The sequence below is a fragment of the Bartonella sp. AP4SXKL genome, from assembly GCF_042195845.1.
GTDB lineage: Bacteria > Pseudomonadota > Alphaproteobacteria > Rhizobiales > Rhizobiaceae > Bartonella.
Genome location: NZ_JBHIPA010000009.1, coordinates 18,290 through 37,878 on the forward strand (window position 1 = coordinate 18,290; position 19,589 = coordinate 37,878).

The following is a 19,589-nucleotide window of genomic DNA, read 5'->3' on the forward strand; positions in this document are numbered from 1 at the left end:
ATTTTTAGTAGGCTACAGTATAGCAGTTAAAATTTGCTTTCTTTAATGTAGAGCAAGCGTCAAATGCAGCTTTTTTTGATTGAAACCCTGTAAAGCGCGCTCGGTAATAACGCCGCCCATTTTTTTCAAACAGTTGCATGTGTGAAGATGCGTGCTTTAAAGTAGAAAAAGCTATATTTTTTGCTTTTAAAAGTAGAGTTTTTGCTTGTTCTTCACTAGGAAGAGAACCAATTTGGATAGCCCATCCGGCATTTTCGGACAAAGAGACTGTTACAATTTTATGAGTCTCAGCCGGTATAGTTTTTTGAGGATTCGGTATTGGTATAATTACCTTATTGACAGCCGTTATTGCGATATTGGAGTTTTTAGGTTGTTCTGCAAATGCTGTCAACATAGTCGAAATTTCATCGTCAAAATTACTTGAATCAGCTTTAATGGTCGGTATAGGAGTATTGGCCCCAGTGGGTAAGTGATAGCGTACAGAAGCTATTAAACGTTCACCACTTTTCATTTGGCTTGCTTTGGGCAAATATTGATTCAATAAGCTAGCCATATGCTCGTCACGTGCAGTAGATGATTTACCTCCCATAACAACAGCGACAATAGAGCGCCCCTCAAGACGCATCGAAGTTGCTAAATTAGAACCTGACATTTGTGTGTAGCCTGTTTTAATTCCATCGACACCTTTCATTATTTTAACAAGTTTATTGTGGCTGTTAATTTTATGTCCACGGAAATTAAAACTTTTTGTTTTGAACAATTTATATTGTTTGGGAAAATGTTTACGTAAAGCTAATGACAAAGTCGCTATATCTTGTGCTGTAGAATAATTGTGCACATCCGGAAGTCCTGAAGCATTTGCAAAATGTGTATGTTTCATGCCAAGTTTACGAGCTTTTACTGTCATCATTTGAGCGAATTTTTTTTCACTACCTCCAAGATATTCTGCAATGGCAGCAGCAACATCATTTGCGGATCTTGTAATGAGTGCTTTAGCTGCTGATTCTGCAGAAATTGTTTGGCCTGCTTTAAATCCAATTTTTGTCGGTGGACGCATTGCTGCATAATGTGAAACAGGAATTGGTGTATTTGGTGTCACACGACGCATCTGCATAGCTTCAAAGAGTAAGTACAATGTCATCATTTTTGTTAAAGAAGCAGGATAACGTTTCAGTGTTGCATTGGCTTGAAATAAAGTTTTTCCCGTAGTAGCATCTATAACAATAGCCGCATACTTATCAGGATAGGCGCCTTGAGGTGTGGCGGATGCCCAACAGTAAGAAAAAGCTAACATAACAAAAGAAATTGCTATTGTTTTACAGTAGCGCATAATTTTTTGATAATTAATATACACTTGCAGTATCCTATTTCTCCATTTATCCTAAAAAACTTCTATAAAGCTTCCTTTTCTGTAATTTATTGATGCAGTTTAGACGAATGGTATTACTAATTTGTTTACAGAAGTTATTTTATGAGTGAGTGATTGAAGTCTAACCATAGAGGGAAATTTTTTTCTAATACAAACAGGTATTGCAATAGTTATGAAAGAATTTAAAATTAATAAAAATGTGCTGCATGGAAAACGATAATGGAACAGATGCTCATAATAAACTCTATAGCTCATATTATGCATAATGAAAAGGGCAAGAATTGGGATGAAGGTAGGCATGGTGCGGTTATAATGCCTAAGGCTAGAGAAAAACTCGAAAAACCTAAATTATGTCGAGTTTTTTTGCTTAACGATGATTACACACCTATGGATTTTGTTGTTTTCGTTTTGAAGAACTTTTTTAAAAAAAGTTTCGAAGAGGCAACGCGGATAATGTTAAATGTTCATCACAATGGGATAGGAGAATGTGGGACTTACACTTATGAAGTCGCTGAAATGAAAATATTACAAGTGAGGGAATGTGCGCGTCAAAATGAACATCCGTTACAATGTGTAATGGAATGGAAGTGAGGAGCTATGCCATCTTTTACACCTAGTCTTGAAGAGGTTTTGCATCGTGCATTAACAATTGCTACTCAAGCACGGCATGAATATGCAACACTAGAGCATCTTCTACTTGCGCTGTTAGATGATGCCGATGCAAATTCCGTTATTCAGGCTTGCCAAGTAGATGTGGAGGAATTGCGAGAGCGCTTAACCAATTATCTTCGCTCAGAGTTAGATGAACAGATTAGAGCTGATGAGGATACAAAGCCTACAGCTTTTTTCCAGCGTGTTATCCAACGTGCGGTGATTCATGCACAATCAGCTGGAAAAGATGAAGTATCGGGGGCAAATGTTCTTGTTGCAATTTTTTCTGAACGTGAAAGCCATGCAGCATATTTTCTTCAAGAGATGGGAATGACACGCTACGATGCTGTACGTTTTATTTCACAGGGTGTCACGCGTGATGATGGGTTATCCATGTTACTTGAAGGACTTGAAGAGCAATTAGATCAGCAGATTTCGGATAATGGTGAAAGAGGAACAAGTGCTTTAACGAATTATTGTGTTGATCTCAATTGTAAAGCACGTAATGGAAAAATTGATTTATTAATTGGCCGTGAAATAGAAATTTCACGCATGATACAGATTTTATGTCGAAGGTCAAAAAACAATCCGCTTTTGGTTGGTGATCCTGGAGTAGGGAAAACAGCTATAATTGAGGGGTTGGCAAAGCGTATTGTTGATGGGCAAGTGCCTGAAGTTTTATCAAATGCAACAATATTTTCTCTTGATATGGGGGGACTTGTTGCAGGTACACGTTATCGCGGTGATTTTGAAGAACGCTTAAAACAAGTTATTAAAGAGTTTGAGCTGTATCCAGATGCTATTTTATTTATTGATGAAATTCATACCTTAATTGGAGCAGGAGCGACATTAGGGGGAAATATGGATGCAGCAAATCTTTTGAAACCTGTGTTATCTTCTGGAACTATGCGATGTATTGGTTCGACGACTTACAGAGAATATCGCAAATTCTTTGAACAAGATCGTGCTTTAGAGCGTCGTTTTCAGAAGATTGATATTAATGAACCTTCTGTTACAGATGCGATTAAGATTTTGCAGGGGATGAAGCCTTACTTTGAAGATTTTCATCAGATTAAATACACAGATCAGGCGATGAAGGCATCTGTAGAATTATCTTCACGTTATATAATTGACCGTAGGTTACCTGACAAAGCAATTGATATTATTGATGAAAGTGGCGCAGCGCAAAAGCTTTTGCCACAAAAACAACGCAAGAAGAGTATAGGTGTTAAAGAAATTGAAGCGACTGTTGCTACAATTGCAAGAATTCCATCAAAAACAGTTTCCCGGAATGATCAGAAGATACTGAGTAAGCTTGAAAGAGAACTCAAACATGTTGTTTATGGTCAAGATCAGGCAATTTCCGTCTTAGTTTCATCCATAAAATTGGCGCGAGCAGGTTTACGCGAACCGGATAAACCAATAGGAAGTTATTTATTTTCAGGACCAACAGGTGTAGGAAAAACTGAAGTTGCAAAACAGCTTGCATCATCTTTAGGCATTGAATTATTGCGTTTTGATATGTCAGAATATATGGAACGGCATACGGTAGCACGTTTAATCGGAGCACCTCCAGGTTATATAGGGTTTGATCAAGGAGGTCTCCTTACAGATGCCGTTGATCAGAAACCTCACGCAGTTCTATTGCTAGATGAGATTGAGAAAGCGCATCCAGAGTTATTTAATATTTTATTGCAGGTAATGGATTATGGTAGATTAACAGACCATAATGGTAAGAAAATTGATTTCCGCAATGTTATTTTGATTATGACAACCAATGCTGGTGCTTCAGATATGGCAAAATCAGCTATTGGATTTGGGAAAGTACATCGTGATGGTGAGGATATAGAAGCAATCAATCGGTTATTTACACCAGAATTTCGTAATCGGTTAGATGCAATTATTCCGTTTGCACCTTTATCTCATTTAATCATCAATCAGATAGTGCAAAAATTTATTTTTCAGCTTGAAGCACAATTAGCTGATCGGGGAATTTGTTTTGAATTAAGCCCTTCTGCAACTTTATGGCTTTCTAATAAAGGATATGATTCTCAGATGGGAGCACGCCCATTAGGGCGTGTTATACAAGAATATATTAAAAAGCCATTAGCTGATGAAATTTTATTTGGAAAGTTACGCAATGGTGGTACCGTTCGCGTATTGACACAAAAATCAAATGGTAAAAAAGAAAGCTTACAGTTAGAAATTTCATCTTCCGATATATCTGTAAGTTCAAAGAAAAGTAAAATGGAAAACTTTACAAAAAAACGTGTAGGAAAAAAAAGCACAACAACTTAAGAGTGTGTTATAAAGCTGCACGAATTTTTTTTGCATTCTCTTCAAGTATTTCTGGAGGCGTTACCATATCATTATGAGGGGTAAGCTCTATTCCCTCCATACGTGGTATAATATGAAAATGAAGGTGATAGACGGTTTGTTGACTAGCTGCTTCATTAAATTGCATGACAGTTATGCCATCTGCTTGAAAGGCTTTTTTGACAGCATTTGCAATTTTTTGAACAGCTTTAATAACAGGAAATAATGTTTCAGGATCTGCATCAAGTAAGTTTCTAGAGCCTTTTTTAGGAATGACCAGCGTATGACCTGGTGCCTGTGGCATGATATCCATAAATCCAATAACATCATCATCTTCGTAGACACGAACAGAAGGGATTTCATTGCGAATCAATTTAGCAAAAATATTGTTATTGTCGTAAGCTTGTTTCATACAAATATTTCCTTTTATTGTAAGTTTAAGATTCTAATTTAAAAACGAAAAAATGCAAGGTTTATCAGAGTGTAAGACAAAGAAGTATTTTGACTTCAGTTATATTTAGGATGGTGCACTGTCTTAATGAAGGTTTAGATTTCTATGATAGCTTCAACTTCTACAGGAACATCCATAGGAAGAGAGGCAACACCAATAGCAGAACGGGCGTGTTTTCCAATTTCACCAAGGATATTGACGAATAAATTAGAAGCTCCATTGGCAACAAAAGGAATATCGGTAAAATGAGAATCTACAGCCACAAAAACAGTAATTTTTACCACACGTTTTATTTTATTTAAGTCACCCAGAGTTGCCTTGAGTTGCGCGAGAATATTGAGAGCGCAAGCTTCGGATGCTTTTTGGGCTTGTTCGGTATTCACAGTTGCACCAACTTTACCGATGGCTATTGGTTTTCCATTAATAAGGGGGAGTTGTCCAGAAATAAAGAGCTGATTGCCACTTTGTGAAGTGGTGATGTAATTGGCAAGGGGGGAGATTACTTCAGGAAGAGTGATTCCGAATTTCTCTAAGTTTTTTTCAATCATATTGGTCATAATGTTAACTCCATAGCTACTCTATAATATATTCATTGCATAATCTATTTTTTGATTTAAGAAAATGTGTGGTTAATTGAGAAATTAGCCTTTTTTGCCTTATTGTATGATGTTATGCAACTGGGATAAAGTTCGGAAGTTGGGAATGATTAGATCATTATTTATAATAATTTTATATATTGTTTTTTTATGTACTGCGAGAGCTGAAGAACCCATTTTTATTGTGCCTCATCGAGCAATTTATGATTTTCATCTCGATAGTGTTTCTCATGAAATGACAATTTCTGCGATGTCAGGACGAATGGTTTACGAGCTTACTGGTTCGGCATGCCAAGGCTATAGCACACGTTTTCGTTTCATTAGCCGTGTTCACATTGAAGATATGCCAGTACGTTTGACTGATCAACAGACGACGAGTTATGAGACAGGAGACAGCCGTACATTTCGTTTTAATATCACAGATCAAGAGGGAGAAGAGGTTGTGCATCGTGCCGAGGGGGTTGCAGAGCGTACTCAAGATGGTATTACAGTTACCTTAAAAAAGCCAAAGGAAAAAGAGTATAAGCTTGCAATGGCTGAATTTCCAATAATGCAACTAAAAAATATTATCCGCCATGCAAAAGCAGGAGATCATTTTTACAATGTTACTGTATTTGATGGGACAAATAAAGCAGATAAAGTTATAAAAGAAAGTATCGTCATAGGGGAAAAGAAGACGCTTTTATCTGATAGCGAAACGGAAAAAGTAAGAAAATTGGATGAAGAAGAATATTGGCCTGTTACAATTTCTTATTTTGATGATGGAGAAAATAAAGATGGTTTGCCGGTTTATCGTAGCAGTTTTCTCTTACATGAGAATGGTGTCATGCGTGATCTTCATATAGATTATGGAACTTTTTCAGTGCGTGCAAAATTGAACAGTCTCGAATTCTTGGAACTTGGAAAAGATCTTAATCAATGCGAAAATGCAAATATTAAATGATTAAAGAAAATAACTTGAAAAAGAATCAAATATTAGTATGTTTGCGCTATTCCACACGCGGAGTCTGGGTGTTTGCAAATGATCTGTGAGAAACTTCTAGCAAGCATCCGCCGGTAGCAGGTCTTCCTGCTTTTTCCGCGGAGGTTGAACCGGAAAGGATAAGATTTATGGCACTACCCGATTTTACTATGCACCAGCTTTTAGAAGCCGGTGTGCATTTTGGTCACCAGACTCATCGCTGGAATCCCAAAATGACTCCCTATATTTATGGCCAGCGTAATAATATCCATATTATTGACCTTGCTCAGACCGTTCCACTTTTACACCAAGCACTTAAACTTGTTTCAGATACTGTAGCGCGTGGTGGTCGTATTCTCTTTGTTGGTACGAAACGGCAAGCATCTGACATTATCGCAGATGCGGCGAATCGTTCCGCTCAGTATTACGTTAATGCACGTTGGCTTGGCGGCATGCTCACAAACTGGAAAACGATTTCCAATTCGATCCATCGTTTGCGGAAGCTTGACAAAATTCTTGCTGCTGAAGCGCAAGGCTTTACTAAAAAGGAACGTTTAAATCTTGAACGTGATCGTGAAAAGCTTAATCGTGCGCTTGGTGGTATTAAAGATATGGGTTCTGTTCCAGATCTTATCTTTGTTATCGATACGAATAAAGAAAATATTGCACTCCAAGAAGCAAAGCGTTTAGGTATTCCAGTGATTGCTATTATTGATACCAATTGTGATCCCGATGACGTAACACATCCAATACCAGGTAATGACGATGCTTCACGTGCAATTTCTCTTTATTGCGATCTTTTTGCCCGTGCTGCTCTTGATGGTATTGCACGCCAGCAAGGAGCAATGGGTATCGATTTAGGAGCTCAAGTTGATGCACCTGTGGAGCCTATTTTGGAAGAAAATGCAGTTTCAGAAGTTTCTGAATAATATAAAATGCCTAATTAAGGTACTTTTATTGTCTAAAGAAGAAGTTATAGGCGTGCAGAGGGATTTTGCACGCTTTCACTGTTATAAAATAAAGAGGCAAATATGAGCATTACTGCTGCACAAGTAAAAGAACTTCGAGAACTATCTGGCGCTGGTATGATGGACTGTAAAGCCGCCCTAGCAGAGACCAATGGTGATATGGAAGCTGCTGTTGATTGGCTTCGTAAAAAAGGAATAGCTAAAGCAGATAAAAAGGCTGGTCGTACAGCAGCTGAGGGATTAATCGGAGTCGTATCAAAAGATTCACATGCAGTTTTGGTTGAGATTAATTCTGAAACAGATTTTGTTGCGCGCAATGATGGATTCCAAGACATCGTGCGTAAAGTAGCAACTGCTGCCTTAGATACGCTAGGGGATGTTGAATCTGTTTCTGTTTCTCTTTATCCAGGTTCTGAGAAGACTGTAGAGCTTACGATTAAAGATGCAATTGGTACAATTGGCGAAAATATGACATTTCGTCGTTCCGCTAAATTGTCTGTTGAGAATGGTGTTGTTGCGACTTATATACACAATAGTGTGGCTGATGGGCTTGGAAAACTTGGTGTTTTGGTTGCGATTGAAACAACAGGAAATAAAGAGGCTGCTCTTGCTTTTGGTCGGCAGGTCGCGATGCATATTGCGGCAACCAATCCATTAGCACTTACAGCACAAGATGTTGATGCTGCTGCTGTTGAGCGAGAAAAAGAAATTTTTTCAGATCAAGCACGTCAGTCTGGAAAACCTGAAAATATCATTGAAAAAATGGTAGAAGGACGTATGCGTAAGTTTTTTGAAGAGGTTGTTTTGCTTTCTCAAGCTTTTGTTATGAATCCTGATATAACTGTTGAGGCCGCTTTAAAGGATGCTGAGAAATCAATTGGTGCTCCAGCAAAAATTACAGGCTTTATTCGTTTTGCATTAGGTGAAGGTGTGGAAAAAGAGGAGTCTGATTTTGCTGCAGAGGTTGCTGCTGCTGTAAAAGGCTAGTTATTGCAAACTCTTGAACAGAGATTTAAAGTCATATCGTTGGTTGTAGAATCTCTGAGGGGAACAATGTAATTGTTGAGAGGGCGTCACGTGAAAAAAGTGGTGCCCTTCGTGGTGTCAAAAGCGAAAATAAATGTGCTTTTGGGGAGATTATGAATGGCATTAGCACTTCCGTATAAACGTATTCTTTTAAAGGCTTCTGGTGAAGCTCTTATGGGAGGGCAGAATTTTGGCATTGATGTTTCTGTTGTAGACCGTATTGCCGCTGATATTGCAGAAGTGCGCACAATGGGGATAGAAGTTGCGGTTGTTATCGGTGGGGGAAATATTTTTCGTGGCGTTGCTGTTGCTTCGCATGGTGGGGACCGAGTGACAGGTGATCATATGGGAATGCTTGCAACTGCTATTAACTCTTTAGCATTGCGAACATCTTTGACAAAATTAGGGGTTGAAACTGTTGTACTCTCTGCGATTGCTATGCCACAAATTTGTGAAAGCTTCTCGCAACGTAAAGCAATAGCTTATATGAATCAGGGAAAAGTTGTTATTTTTGCAGGTGGTACAGGAAATCCATTTTTTACCACTGATTCTGCTGCTACTTTACGTGCAGCAGAAATTGGTGCGGATGTCCTTCTTAAAGGAACACAAGTTGATGGTATTTATTCAGCAGATCCAAAAATAGACCCTACGGCTAAGCGTTTTGACCAATTAACACATGTTGAAGTTTTGCAATGGGGATTATCTGTTATGGATTCAACGGCGGTCACTTTAGCACGTGAGAACAATGTACCGATTATTGTGTATTCCATTCATGAAAAAGGCGGTTTGGCTAAGGTCTTGAATGGAACAGGACGCTTTACAATAGTATCGGAATAAGGGTAAGCTTCAAAGGACAATTGAAGGAGACAGAAATATGAATGTTACATCAATTATGGATGATCTGAAACGTCGCATGGATGGTGCCATTACGGCTTTTAAACATGAATTAGGTGGTTTGCGGACTGGACGTGCATCGGCCAGTTTATTAGAACCGTTGACCGTTGAATCTTATGGTTCTGTTGTGCATATAAATCAGGTTGCTAATATTTCTGTTCCCGAACCTCGGATGCTTTCTGTTTCTGTATGGGATAAAACGATGGTCGGAGCTGTAGAGCGCGCTATTCGCGATTCTGGTCTTGGTTTAAATCCCATAACTGATGGTACGAATCTACGTATTCCTTTGCCTGAATTGAATGAAGAGCGCCGTAAAGAACTTGTAAAAATTGCGCATCACTATGCAGAGCAAGCGCGTGTTGCTACACGTCATGTTCGTCGGGATGGTCTGGACAATTTGAAAAAGTTAGAAAAAGATGGTGAAATTGGACAAGATGAAGCCCATAGTTTGTCTGAAAAAGTTCAAAAACTCACGGATGAAACTATTGCTGATATTGATAAAATTTTAGCCGTAAAAGAATCTGAAATTATGCACGTTTAAGACGATTTTGTCACTAGAAAAAGGATATTTACTCCCAGCCTGTAAATTGTTTCTAGGGATAATTGTGGGGAGTGGTGTGCTCTGTGGTAGCAAGGTGTGATGCAGGAAGGTGTTCTATCATTTTGATATGGGAGAGACTGATTTGAAAGGGCAGATGTTTTAATTTTTTAGTCTGCGTGATAAATCATGCCCTTTGCTGGGAGACACTATTTAACAGCATGGTGCGGGTTTTTAGTTGAGCACGTCTTTGTTAAAATGCATAATGAAAGCATTATTAGAAATTATTCAAATATTCTAAGATGAAGGTTGAGGAAAGAATATAATGCAAAAAAACAAGTCTAACCTTTCTCTTATTTCTCATTATAAAACATGTGAGTATAATTGATCAAGCAGATGTTATGTGGCGTAATTCATTTTTTAATGACGAATAGTTGATAGAAAAGTGTTTTTATACGAAACCTATATTAGTTAATTTGTATGGGGCAGAGGTAACTGCTTTTTCATTTTATATTGAGAAAATATTAAAAAAATATTTTATAATTTTGACGGAGATTTTTGAAGCTGTTTTCATTGATTATTAGTTTCATAAGCGCTATCTTAGTAGACTGAATTATTTATGATAAATTATAAGAGAAATTATACAGGTATGAGATAAAAATACTGCGTAGGGGAGTTTTTCTTGCGTTAATTTTAGAGCTTGTATTTTCTATTTTTATTGTTTGGATGTTGTTTTGTCTAATTTGGTTTATCGTATTCTGACAGCTTTTGTTTTTGGCATTATTGCGTTGTATCTAACATGGTTGGGAGGAAACTTCTTTTTTTTATTTGTATGGTGTATTGGCGGTTTTGTTCTTTATGAGTGGATGAGTATTACTAAAGAGAAATGGTGTATTTTACAAAAAATATTAGCAAGTATCTTTTATTTAATCTTTGGCTTTTTTTTAGTATTGAGTGTATCTGCTTCATTGATTTTTTGTGTTTTAATCGTTTTAGCTACAGTGTTAGCTATTATATCTATAAAAAAGAGTGGTTGGGTTTTTTGTGGTTTTTTATATGCATCTTTTCCTGTTGTTGCTTTATGCTTTCTACGGGATCATGAAATGTTGGGGTTCCAAGTTGTTATTTTCTTATTTACGATAGTGTGGGGAACAGATATCGGTGGTTATTTTATCGGACGTGCATTAGGGGGCCCTAAATTAGCACCACAATTTTCTCCTAATAAAACATGGTCAGGAGCACTTGGTGGTACATTTGTCGGAGTTTTCGGTGGTATATGGGTTGCTTTTGGATTTTTTGATATAAATTTAGCCAGTTTTTTTGTGCCACTCCTTACACTTGTTTTGTCAATTGTTTCACAATTGAGTGATTTAGGGCAATCATGGCTCAAAAGACGGTTTTCTGTTAAAGATTCTAGTTCTTTATTGCCTGGACATGGTGGTTTTATGGATCGTATAGATGGATTGGTAGGGGCAGCTTTTCTTCTTTATTTAATTGGTTCATTTATGTCTGATATGGATGCGCCTTTTAATCTTTTTAGTATGATCTAATTGGGAGAAGATAGTTTGGAACTTTTAAATCATATCGTCACTATGGGTGATTTTCTTTTAAGAAGTTTGAGTATTCTTTTCATCATTATGATTATCATTTTTGTGCACGAATTTGGGCACTATCTCATTGGTCGGTGGTGTGGTATTAAGGCGTTAATTTTTTCGCTTGGATTTGGACCAGAAATAGCGAGTTATACAGATAAGCATGGCACGAAGTGGCGTTTAGCACTTATCCCCTTAGGAGGTTATGTAAAATTTGTTGGGGATGAGGAAAAAATCGATACGGAATCATCCCAATCATCTCTGATTGTCGATGGTTCATTTGCTAGTGCGCATGCTTGGAAAAAAGCAGCAACTGTTTTTGCCGGTCCTTTCTTCAATGCCCTTTTTACTGTTGTTATTCTAACATTTTTTTTCTTTATCTATGGTCGTGTAGCCATTGAGCCCGTTGTTGGTTCTTTGGTAAAAGATAGCCCTGCTCTTCAATCCGGTTTGGAATTAGGTGATCGTTTTGTTGAAATGGATGGACGACGGGTTGAAAGCTTTGAAGATTTGATGAATTATGTAGCTTTTCACGGAAGAGAACCCATAGAGTTTAAAATAGAACGCATGGGGCGAGTCTTTACAACGATGATTACCCCGAAAGTCGTTGAGCGAGATGATGGATTTGGTAATCGAACACGAAGTGCTATGATAGGTGTAGGTGTTCCTGTTGATTTAAATAATCCTGCACGTTTAGATCCAACTTATATAAAACATATTCGCTATGGTTTTGTAACAGCTGTAAGAAAAGCGTCAGACCGTACTGTGTTTATCGCCACTCAAACCGTTCTTTTTATGAGTCGTTTAATAGGAGGCAAAGAGGATCGTTGTCGGCTAAGTGGACCTTCTAAAACCGTTAAAATTGCTTGGAAAGTGAGCGAGACAGGTTTTATCTCTTTGTTGAATTTGGCAGCTTTTCTTTCAATAAGTGTTGGGCTTATTAACCTTTTTCCGATTCTACCGCTTGACGGTGGGCATCTTTTATTGCATGTCATTGAGGTCATTACTGGGAGGAAAATATCTGCTAAAATTCAGGGAATCGTTTTTCGTTTAGGTTTTTCCATTCTTCTCCTTTTTATGATCTTTGTCTTTTTTAATGATTATTTTTGTTGGTTTAGCTAATTAAATTATGGAAAACGCTTTATAAATTAAGTAATAATAGCAAAAACAAATTGAAGGTTGTTTACCATGTCTACAAAATGTTGTGGCGTTGTACATTATAATGAGTAATTAAGGAATGAAAAGTCTCGCTGTAAAAAGGTTGTTATGGCAGTTAGCTTTTAAGGCATCATGTCCAAGGAACGAGAGTAAGGTAAAAAAGCCAATGACTACGAATTCAAAGTTTTTAAATGCAGCATCTGTATTGGTGTTAAAGATGGGGATGTTTGCCCCAGCAACGGTTTTTATGTCAATTGCTGCGGTCGGAGAAATACAAGCGTCTGTAGTCCGCTCTATTGAGGTTCGTGGGAATAAGTTTGTAAGTTCTCAGGCGATTCGAGACAATATGGGGATTAAGGTTGGGCAAGGTGTTTCCAGTGGTGATGTTGATAGTGCTGTGAAGAACCTTTTCGAATTGGGTTTATTTTATGATGTTAAAATAAATCCGGTGGGTGATAAATTGGTTGTATTCGTAAAAGAATATGAGGTTGTCAATCAAATATTGTTTCAAGGAAATAAATCTTTTAAAGACCCAGATCTTAAGCGGTTTATTTCTTTAAAACCGAATGAGCCTTTTAATTCTGCTAAGCTTTCTGCTGATATAAATACAATTCGTGAGGCTTATAAAACTCTTGGTCGTAATAATATCACTGTTAACGTTCAAACGATTAACCTTGGAAAAGGGCGGGTTAATGTGGTATTTAATGTCGTTGAAGGGAAAAAAACAAAGATTGGTGATATCACTTTTAAGGGAAATAATGTCTTTGGAAGTCGTCGTTTGCGTGATGTGATTTCAACAAAAACTTCAGGAATTTTTTCGAAGTTGTTGGGAGGTGATGTTTACAGTGAAGAGCGCCTCGCTGTTGATGAAGAAGCTTTACGTCGCTTTTATTATAACCGTGGTTATGCAGATTTTCGTGTAGTCTCTTCTAAAGCAACTTTTGATGCAGCAAGCAATACGTATAAAATTTCTTTCGTTCTTGATGAGGGTGCGCTCTATAAAATTAGCGATATTCAGGTTGAAAGTGATGTTGATGGAATTGACGTTCAATCTGTGAAAAGGATGCTTAAAACCCAGCCAGGTAATGTTTATAGTGCAGAAGATATTGAACAGTCTGTTGCAACTATTAATAACAAAGTTGCTGATTCGGGATATGCTTTTGCTAAAGTTGAACCGCGGGGAAATCGTAATTTAGCAAATCATACAATTTCAATTTTATATAATATTGAACGGGGTACACGTGCTTATATTCAACGTATTGATATACGTGGCAATGAGAAAACGCGTGATTACGTCATTCGCCGTGAGATTGATTTAAACGAAGGAGATGCTTACAATCAAACTTTATTACAGCGGGCAAAACGTCGTCTAGAAAGTTTAGGTTTCTTCAAAGCCGTTAATATTTCAATGGTTCCTACAGATCAATCTGACCAAGTTGTTTTGGTAATAGATGTCGTTGAAGCTTCAACAGGAGATCTTTCTCTTTCTGGAGGGTATACAACAGGGGGAACAAGTCCTGGTATGTCACTTGAAGTTTCTGTTACTGAACGTAATCTTGGGGGACGTGGTCAATATGTTCGTTTAGGATTAGGTGCGGGGCAAGAAAAATCTCGTAATTATAATTTATCATTTGTTGATCCTTATTTCTTAGGGTATCGTTTATCTGCTGGTGTTGATGTTTTTCGTAGTACTTATCGTGCTGATAAAGCCTATGATGTACGGCAGACAGGTGGATCGCTGCGGTTTTCGTTACCTATTAATAATCAATTATCTGCTAATGTAGCTTATTCTTATGTGCAGGAAGAATATGATTTTGGCGGAGAGTATGATTTTGACAAAGAGAGTGACATAATAGAATTATATGGGAAATATTCTGGTGCGATTGTTCAAGCTGCAAAACACAGCCCTTGGAAACGTTCATCAATTAGTTATGGTTTCACCTATAATACGATTGATGATATGAGATCCCCCCATGATGGGTGGTACGTGCATCTGCTTCAGGAATATGCAGGGCTTGGTGGGAGTGCAAAGTTCTTGAAGACCACGGGTAAGGCGATGATGTACAAGACTCTTTCTGACCAGAAGGATATCGTTGGTTTGCTTTCCTTTGGGGGTGGTTATATCCACGGAATGGGCCGAGATGGTGTTCGTATTTTCGATATGTTTAAAGTAAATTCTGATATGATTCGAGGGTTCAAATATAATGGAATAGGTCCGCGTCAGGTTTCCAGTAAGGGTGAGGTTTATTTCTTGGGGGGAACGACATATATGAATGCGACTGCTGAAGTACAGTTCCCTATCCCTGTCGTGCCTGAAGGATTTGGGTTGCGCGGTGCTTTATTTGCGGATATTGCCACGCTTTATGGCAATAATTATAAAGCCGTTTTTAAGGGTGAACCGTCTGTTACCAATACCAAAAGTGCTTGGCGTTCATCTGCAGGTGTGAGTTTGATGTGGGATTCTCCGTTTGGTCCTTTGCGTTTTGATTATGCTTGGCCAATAACGAAGCAGGAAGGTGATCGTTTGCAACAATTGAACTTTGGTATTTCTACGAAGTTCTGATTTGAGCGATTTTAAGAAGGAAAAACTTGAAGAGAATAGCTTAAGCTGGGAGAGAAAGTGTTTTGATGGCGGATACATTTTTTTTTACGCCGTCCCGACGATTGACAGTTGCAAATGCTGCTGAGTTGACGGGTGCAAAGCTTCTTAATCCAGAGTTTTCTCATAAAGTTATCAATACTCTTTCTTCACTTGAGAGTGCTGTGGAAGGTTCGCTTGTTTTTGTAGAGCATCGGAAGTTTTCTGATGCTTTACTGGACAGTTCTGCTGTTGCTGTTTTGTGTACGAATGAGATTGTTTTTAAAGTTCCCGAAACTATGGCAATTTTGGTGACATCCACACCACAGCGTGACTTTGCTCAGATTGGTCGTATTTTGTTTCCAGATTCTGTCAAGCCAATGCCTTGGTTGGGGCAGAAGGGGATTTCATCGCATGCGCATATTCATCCAACGGCTAAGTTGGCACATGATGTGTGTATTGAAGCGGGAGCTGTTATTGGTAAAAATGTTGAGATTGGTGCAGGAACTCTTATTTCATCCACAGCTGTTATCGGTGAAAATTGCCGTATTGGATGTGACTGCTATATTGCTCCTAAGGTAACAGTTCAGTGTTCTATAATAGGTGATAAGGTTCAGCTTTATCCTGGTGTTTGCATTGGGCAAGATGGTTTTGGTTATGTTGGGGGCGTTTCTGGAATCGAGAAAATTCCACAGCTTGGTCGCGTTATTATTGAGGATGGTGTAGAAGTTGGTGCGAACACGACAATTGATCGTGGAACATTTCAAGATACTGTTATTGGTGAAGGAAGCAAGATTGATAATCTTGTACAAATTGCCCACAATGTCAAAATTGGACGCTATTGTCTTATTGCCGCTCAATGTGGCATTGCGGGAAGTACATCTATAGGGGATATGTCTCAGCTTGGCGGAAGTGTGGGAGTAGCGGATCACATCATAATAGGTAAATCTGTTCAGATTGCTGCTCGTAGTGGTGTTATGAATGACATTCCGGATGGCGAAAAATGGGGAGGTAGTCCAGCGCGACCATTTAAACAATGGTTTCGTGAAGTAGCGGCATTGCGCAGTATGGGAAAAGTTAAAAAGGAGAAACGCTGATATGATCAGCAGTGAAAAAACTAAAAACTTAGAGGCTGTCGATATTGAAAAACTATTATCAATATTACCGCACCGTTATCCATTTTTATTAATTGATCGTATCGTTGATATTGATGGTGAACAAGAAGCGATTGGTATTAAAAATATAACGATTAACGAGCCACATTTTATGGGACATTTTCCCTCAAAGCCTGTTATGCCTGGAGTTTTGATTTTAGAAGCTATGGCACAAACGGCAGGAGCAATAGCACTTTTAAATTTAGGCAATAAGCAAACAAATTTAGTTTACCTTATGACGGTTGATAATGCGAAATTTCGTAAGCCGGTTATGCCTGGTGATCAGCTCAAGATTCATGTTCAGCTTTTGAAAAAAAGATCTGGTATGAGACGTTTTTCATGTGTTGCAAAAGTAGAAGATGTCCGCGTCGCTGAAGCAGAAATTGCTGCGATGATTGTTGAAAAAGAATAAACGATATTTGATGGGGATTTAAAAATGTCCGGTACGAAAATCCATCCAACTGCTCTTGTGGAGAAGGGAGCGCAGCTTGGTGAGAATGTACGCGTTGGACCATTTTGCCATATTAGTTCAGAGGCTGTTATTGGTGATGAATGTAGTTTGACAAGTCATGTTGTAATAATGGGAAAGACAACGTTAGGAGCCAAGAGTAAAGTATTTTCTCATGCCGTTTTGGGGGCAGATCCGCAAAATAATAAACATAAAGGAGGGGCTACAACTCTTTTTATTGGTAAGAATTGTACGATTCGTGAAGGTGTAACAATGCATAGGGGTTCCGATTCGAGTGTAGGAATGACAGTTGTTGGTGATAATTGCCAATTTTTTTGTTATGCGCATATCGCTCACGATTGTTATGTAGGCAATCATGTAACATTTGCCAATAACGCAATGATTGCTGGTCATGTTACTATTGGTGATTATGTGATTATTGGTGGTGGTGCTGCTGTTCATCAATTTGTTCGTGTTGGACACCATGCATTTATCGGCGGCGTATCTGCACTGGTTGGTGATCTGATACCTTATGGAACAGCTGTTGGTGTGCAGGCAAAACTTGCTGGACTCAATATTATTGGCATGAAGCGTGCAGGACTTGAGCGTCAAGATATTCATGCACTCCGTCATGCGGTTGCTATGCTTTTTGATCATAGCAAACCATTTAAAGAGCGTGTCAGTGATGTTGCTTCTTTCTATTCTTCTTCTCAGTCTGTTTCTGAAGTTGTTAATTTTATTAAAGAAGAAGGAAAGCGTTTTTATTGCACACCAAAATTTGAAGGTGTTAGAATAAAAGAACATAAGGATTAAAAATGCCTATTTGGGGAGCCAGAAGTTTTCTTTCCGGCCGTACTGCTATTATAGCAGGAAATGGTATTCTACCGATTACTGTTGCGCAGACTCTTGAGAAGAATGGAGAAAATCCTTTTCTTGTGCTTTTGCATGGTGAGGCAGATTCTGTTCTTTATCGCTATGAGCATTGCGAGCTATCAATTGTAGAGTTAGCACGACTCGTTAAAATTTTAAAAGAGGCTGGTGTATATAATGTTGTTTTGGCAGGTGGTGTGAAAAAGCGTCCACTTCTTAAACAATTGCGACTGGACTGGACAACATTTTTAGCTCTTCCTAAGTTAATCGGAGCTTTGAGGAGGGGAGATGATGCGTTATTAAAAGCTTTTATACGGGTTATTGAAGCACACGGTTTTTGTGTTATCGGTGCTCACGAAATAGTCCCAGATCTTTTAGCTCCCATAGAATTTAATTTAACAGTACGGCGCGCTACTCCAAAAGAGAAAAAAGATATTTTTTTAGCAGTAGAAGCAGCAAAGCTTTTAGGTCAATTAGATATCGGGCAAGCCGTTGTCGTTGTCCAAGGAAGGGTGGTTGCTCTAGAGGGCGCTGAGGGAACTGATAATATGTTGTGGCGTATTTGTGAAATGCGAGAAAGAGGGCAAATTCCCCTTAAAGGTGGCATTCTTGTAAAATGCGCAAAACCACAACAGGATAATCGCGTTGATTTGCCATCAATTGGGCCCGCGACAATAATGAATATTGCAAAGAGTGGTTTATCTGGTGTTGCGGTGGAGGCAAATAGAAGTCTAATATTATCAGTGAAAACAACAATAGAAAAAGCCAACAAATATTCTTTATTTATAGAGACATTTGAAAAGTTTGGTCATGAATAATTGTTCCTTAAAGATTGCAGTGGTTTCAGGTGAGGAATCTGGTGATTTACTTGGGGCCGATCTAATTTCTTGTTTATCACAACAGATAGGATGCAATATTCATTTGATTGGTGTTGGGGGGAGCCATTTAAAGGCATTAGGCTTAAAAAGCTTTTTTGATTCCCATGATATTGCTTTAATAGGTTTAAAGGAGGTGTTGAAAAAACTACCATTGTTGTTGCTACATATTCGCAATTTATCCAAATTTATTGCACAAGAACAACCTGATTGTTTAATTATTATTGATAGTCCTGATTTCACGCATCGTATTGCAAAAAAGGTACGTGCTTTAGCGCCTTCTATTCCTATCATTAAATATATTGCACCAACCGTTTGGGCATGGAGGCCAGAGCGTGCAAAAGCTATGTGTGGATTTGTTGATCATGTTTTAGCGGTTTTTCCTTTTGAAGAAAAGATTATGCAAGATTTGGGAGGCCCTGCCACGACTTATGTTGGACATCGTCTTTTGACATATCCTCCCCTTTTGAGAGTTCAGTCAGAAAAAAAAAGCCAATTAGAACAAAGAAATTTGATCGATACACAAACATTATCGCCTACATTAGTTATTTTGCCAGGATCACGCAATTCAGAAATTCGTTCCTTAATGCCTATTTTTCGAGAAACAGTAGAGATTCTTGTACAACGTATTCCTCATTTACGTATTATTTTACCAACCTTACCTCATTTGGTAGATAGAATCCGGGACTTTGTGCAGGGCTGGAAAAGCAAGATAGAAATTGTAGTTGGTGAAGATGAAAAATGGCGTGCTTTTGCACAAGCAAATGTTGCTCTTGCTGCACATGGAACTGTTTCACTTGAATTAGCCTTAGCAAAAGTTCCTATGGTTCTTTGCTATAAACTTGATTTCTTTTCTAAATTATTTATTTTTCCTAAAATGATGTTATGGAGTGCTGCTCTTCCAAATATTATTGCTGATAAGCCTATTGTTTCGGAATATTTGAATGAATTAATCCGTCCTGGCATGTTAGCAAGACAGGTAGAACAACTTTTGGCTAATCCTTTATTGCGACAGGCACAACTTGATTCCTTTGAGATGGTAGAACAGAAAATGAAAACTGAAGTACCATCGGGGGTTGTTGGCGCACAAACAATTATCACTCTTTTAAAAAGCAGGAATAAAATTGTATAAATAAAGCAATAT

Annotated in this window: 18 protein-coding genes; 15 read left to right on the top strand and 3 right to left on the bottom strand. The window is 38.2% G+C overall.

Annotated features, from left to right (window positions below):
* Positions 1 to 4: 4 nt before the first annotated feature.
* The gene (locus ACFIMI_RS05880) at positions 5 to 1,354 is read right to left on the bottom strand and encodes a D-alanyl-D-alanine carboxypeptidase (protein ID WP_375613466.1); all 1,350 of its coding nucleotides are present in this window, start codon (positions 1,352 to 1,354) and stop codon (positions 5 to 7) included.
* A gap of 234 nt (positions 1,355 to 1,588) precedes the next feature.
* Between ACFIMI_RS05880 and clpS the strand changes: the two genes are divergently transcribed.
* Both clpS and clpA read left to right on the top strand, forming a co-directional pair.
* Positions 1,589 to 1,960, top strand: coding sequence for an ATP-dependent Clp protease adapter ClpS (clpS, locus tag ACFIMI_RS05885; protein WP_375613467.1), 372 nt, complete (start codon positions 1,589 to 1,591; stop codon positions 1,958 to 1,960).
* A gap of 6 nt (positions 1,961 to 1,966) precedes the next feature.
* Entirely contained in the window at positions 1,967 to 4,318 is a 2,352-nt protein-coding gene (gene clpA / locus ACFIMI_RS05890) for an ATP-dependent Clp protease ATP-binding subunit ClpA (protein ID WP_375613468.1), read from the top strand.
* A 7-nt stretch (positions 4,319 to 4,325) separates the two neighbouring features.
* On the opposite strand, the gene ACFIMI_RS05895 is transcribed toward clpA, so the two are convergent.
* Both ACFIMI_RS05895 and ACFIMI_RS05900 read right to left on the bottom strand, forming a co-directional pair.
* On the bottom strand, positions 4,326 to 4,748 hold the full coding sequence (locus ACFIMI_RS05895; protein WP_375607220.1) for an HIT family protein: 423 nt from the start codon (positions 4,746 to 4,748) through the stop codon (positions 4,326 to 4,328).
* Between the two features lie 134 nt (positions 4,749 to 4,882).
* A complete protein-coding gene (locus ACFIMI_RS05900) occupies positions 4,883 to 5,344 on the bottom strand; it encodes a RidA family protein (RefSeq protein ID WP_375607219.1) in 462 nt (153 codons plus the stop codon).
* A 145-nt stretch (positions 5,345 to 5,489) separates the two neighbouring features.
* Between ACFIMI_RS05900 and ACFIMI_RS05905 the strand changes: the two genes are divergently transcribed.
* The 13 genes from ACFIMI_RS05905 to lpxB all read left to right on the top strand — a co-directional run bounded on the left by ACFIMI_RS05905 (position 5,490) and on the right by lpxB (position 19,577).
* The gene (locus ACFIMI_RS05905; protein ID WP_273790664.1) at positions 5,490 to 6,326 is read left to right on the top strand and encodes a cell envelope integrity EipB family protein; all 837 of its coding nucleotides are present in this window, start codon (positions 5,490 to 5,492) and stop codon (positions 6,324 to 6,326) included.
* Between the two features lie 167 nt (positions 6,327 to 6,493).
* Positions 6,494 to 7,273, top strand: coding sequence for a 30S ribosomal protein S2 (rpsB, locus tag ACFIMI_RS05910; RefSeq protein WP_273788135.1), 780 nt, complete (start codon positions 6,494 to 6,496; stop codon positions 7,271 to 7,273).
* A 102-nt stretch (positions 7,274 to 7,375) separates the two neighbouring features.
* On the top strand, positions 7,376 to 8,299 hold the full coding sequence (gene tsf / locus ACFIMI_RS05915) for a translation elongation factor Ts (protein ID WP_375612122.1): 924 nt from the start codon (positions 7,376 to 7,378) through the stop codon (positions 8,297 to 8,299).
* A gap of 156 nt (positions 8,300 to 8,455) precedes the next feature.
* Positions 8,456 to 9,175, top strand: a complete 720-nt coding sequence (gene pyrH / locus ACFIMI_RS05920) for a UMP kinase (protein WP_273790666.1) — start codon at positions 8,456 to 8,458, stop codon at positions 9,173 to 9,175.
* Between the two features lie 37 nt (positions 9,176 to 9,212).
* Positions 9,213 to 9,773: a ribosome recycling factor gene (frr, locus tag ACFIMI_RS05925; RefSeq protein ID WP_273790667.1), complete on the top strand. Its 561-nt coding sequence runs from the start codon at positions 9,213 to 9,215 to the stop codon at positions 9,771 to 9,773.
* A 731-nt stretch (positions 9,774 to 10,504) separates the two neighbouring features.
* Positions 10,505 to 11,320 (top strand): phosphatidate cytidylyltransferase, encoded by an 816-nt coding sequence (locus ACFIMI_RS05930; RefSeq protein WP_375613469.1) that lies wholly within the window; start codon positions 10,505 to 10,507, stop codon positions 11,318 to 11,320.
* Between the two features lie 15 nt (positions 11,321 to 11,335).
* On the top strand, positions 11,336 to 12,484 hold the full coding sequence (locus ACFIMI_RS05935; protein ID WP_375613470.1) for an RIP metalloprotease: 1,149 nt from the start codon (positions 11,336 to 11,338) through the stop codon (positions 12,482 to 12,484).
* A 202-nt stretch (positions 12,485 to 12,686) separates the two neighbouring features.
* Complete coding sequence (gene bamA / locus ACFIMI_RS05940) at positions 12,687 to 15,083, top strand: outer membrane protein assembly factor BamA (RefSeq protein WP_375613471.1); 2,397 nt, start codon at positions 12,687 to 12,689, stop codon at positions 15,081 to 15,083.
* A 65-nt stretch (positions 15,084 to 15,148) separates the two neighbouring features.
* Positions 15,149 to 16,195 carry a UDP-3-O-(3-hydroxymyristoyl)glucosamine N-acyltransferase gene (gene lpxD, locus ACFIMI_RS05945; RefSeq protein WP_375612127.1) on the top strand — a complete coding sequence of 349 codons (1,047 nt, stop codon included), beginning with the start codon at positions 15,149 to 15,151 and terminating at the stop codon, positions 16,193 to 16,195.
* Position 16,196: 1 nt separating this feature from the next.
* A complete protein-coding gene (gene fabZ, locus ACFIMI_RS05950) occupies positions 16,197 to 16,664 on the top strand; it encodes a 3-hydroxyacyl-ACP dehydratase FabZ (protein ID WP_375629629.1) in 468 nt (155 codons plus the stop codon).
* 24 nt (positions 16,665 to 16,688) lie between these two features.
* Positions 16,689 to 17,513: an acyl-ACP--UDP-N-acetylglucosamine O-acyltransferase gene (gene lpxA / locus ACFIMI_RS05955; RefSeq protein WP_375609506.1), complete on the top strand. Its 825-nt coding sequence runs from the start codon at positions 16,689 to 16,691 to the stop codon at positions 17,511 to 17,513.
* Between the two features lie 2 nt (positions 17,514 to 17,515).
* The gene (locus ACFIMI_RS05960) at positions 17,516 to 18,388 is read left to right on the top strand and encodes an LpxI family protein (protein WP_375692342.1); all 873 of its coding nucleotides are present in this window, start codon (positions 17,516 to 17,518) and stop codon (positions 18,386 to 18,388) included.
* A complete protein-coding gene (gene lpxB, locus ACFIMI_RS05965) occupies positions 18,381 to 19,577 on the top strand; it encodes a lipid-A-disaccharide synthase (RefSeq protein WP_375692343.1) in 1,197 nt (398 codons plus the stop codon). The genes ACFIMI_RS05960 and lpxB overlap by 8 nt, the downstream gene beginning before the upstream one ends.
* The last annotated feature ends 12 nt before the right edge of the window (positions 19,578 to 19,589 follow it).

Coding starts and splice junctions, on each gene's coding strand:
- ACFIMI_RS05905 (WP_273790664.1), top strand. CDS start 5,490: ATGATTAGATCATTATTTATAATAATTTTATATATTGTTTTTTTATGT.
- lpxA (WP_375609506.1), top strand. CDS start 16,689: ATGTCCGGTACGAAAATCCATCCAACTGCTCTTGTGGAGAAGGGAGCG.
- lpxD (WP_375612127.1), top strand. CDS start 15,149: ATGGCGGATACATTTTTTTTTACGCCGTCCCGACGATTGACAGTTGCA.
- rpsB (WP_273788135.1), top strand. CDS start 6,494: ATGGCACTACCCGATTTTACTATGCACCAGCTTTTAGAAGCCGGTGTG.
- tsf (WP_375612122.1), top strand. CDS start 7,376: ATGAGCATTACTGCTGCACAAGTAAAAGAACTTCGAGAACTATCTGGC.
- pyrH (WP_273790666.1), top strand. CDS start 8,456: ATGGCATTAGCACTTCCGTATAAACGTATTCTTTTAAAGGCTTCTGGT.
- ACFIMI_RS05960 (WP_375692342.1), top strand. CDS start 17,516: ATGCCTATTTGGGGAGCCAGAAGTTTTCTTTCCGGCCGTACTGCTATT.
- bamA (WP_375613471.1), top strand. CDS start 12,687: ATGACTACGAATTCAAAGTTTTTAAATGCAGCATCTGTATTGGTGTTA.
- fabZ (WP_375629629.1), top strand. CDS start 16,197: ATGATCAGCAGTGAAAAAACTAAAAACTTAGAGGCTGTCGATATTGAA.
- ACFIMI_RS05895 (WP_375607220.1), bottom strand. CDS start 4,748: ATGAAACAAGCTTACGACAATAACAATATTTTTGCTAAATTGATTCGC.
- lpxB (WP_375692343.1), top strand. CDS start 18,381: ATGAATAATTGTTCCTTAAAGATTGCAGTGGTTTCAGGTGAGGAATCT.
- ACFIMI_RS05900 (WP_375607219.1), bottom strand. CDS start 5,344: ATGACCAATATGATTGAAAAAAACTTAGAGAAATTCGGAATCACTCTT.
- clpA (WP_375613468.1), top strand. CDS start 1,967: ATGCCATCTTTTACACCTAGTCTTGAAGAGGTTTTGCATCGTGCATTA.
- frr (WP_273790667.1), top strand. CDS start 9,213: ATGAATGTTACATCAATTATGGATGATCTGAAACGTCGCATGGATGGT.
- clpS (WP_375613467.1), top strand. CDS start 1,589: ATGGAACAGATGCTCATAATAAACTCTATAGCTCATATTATGCATAAT.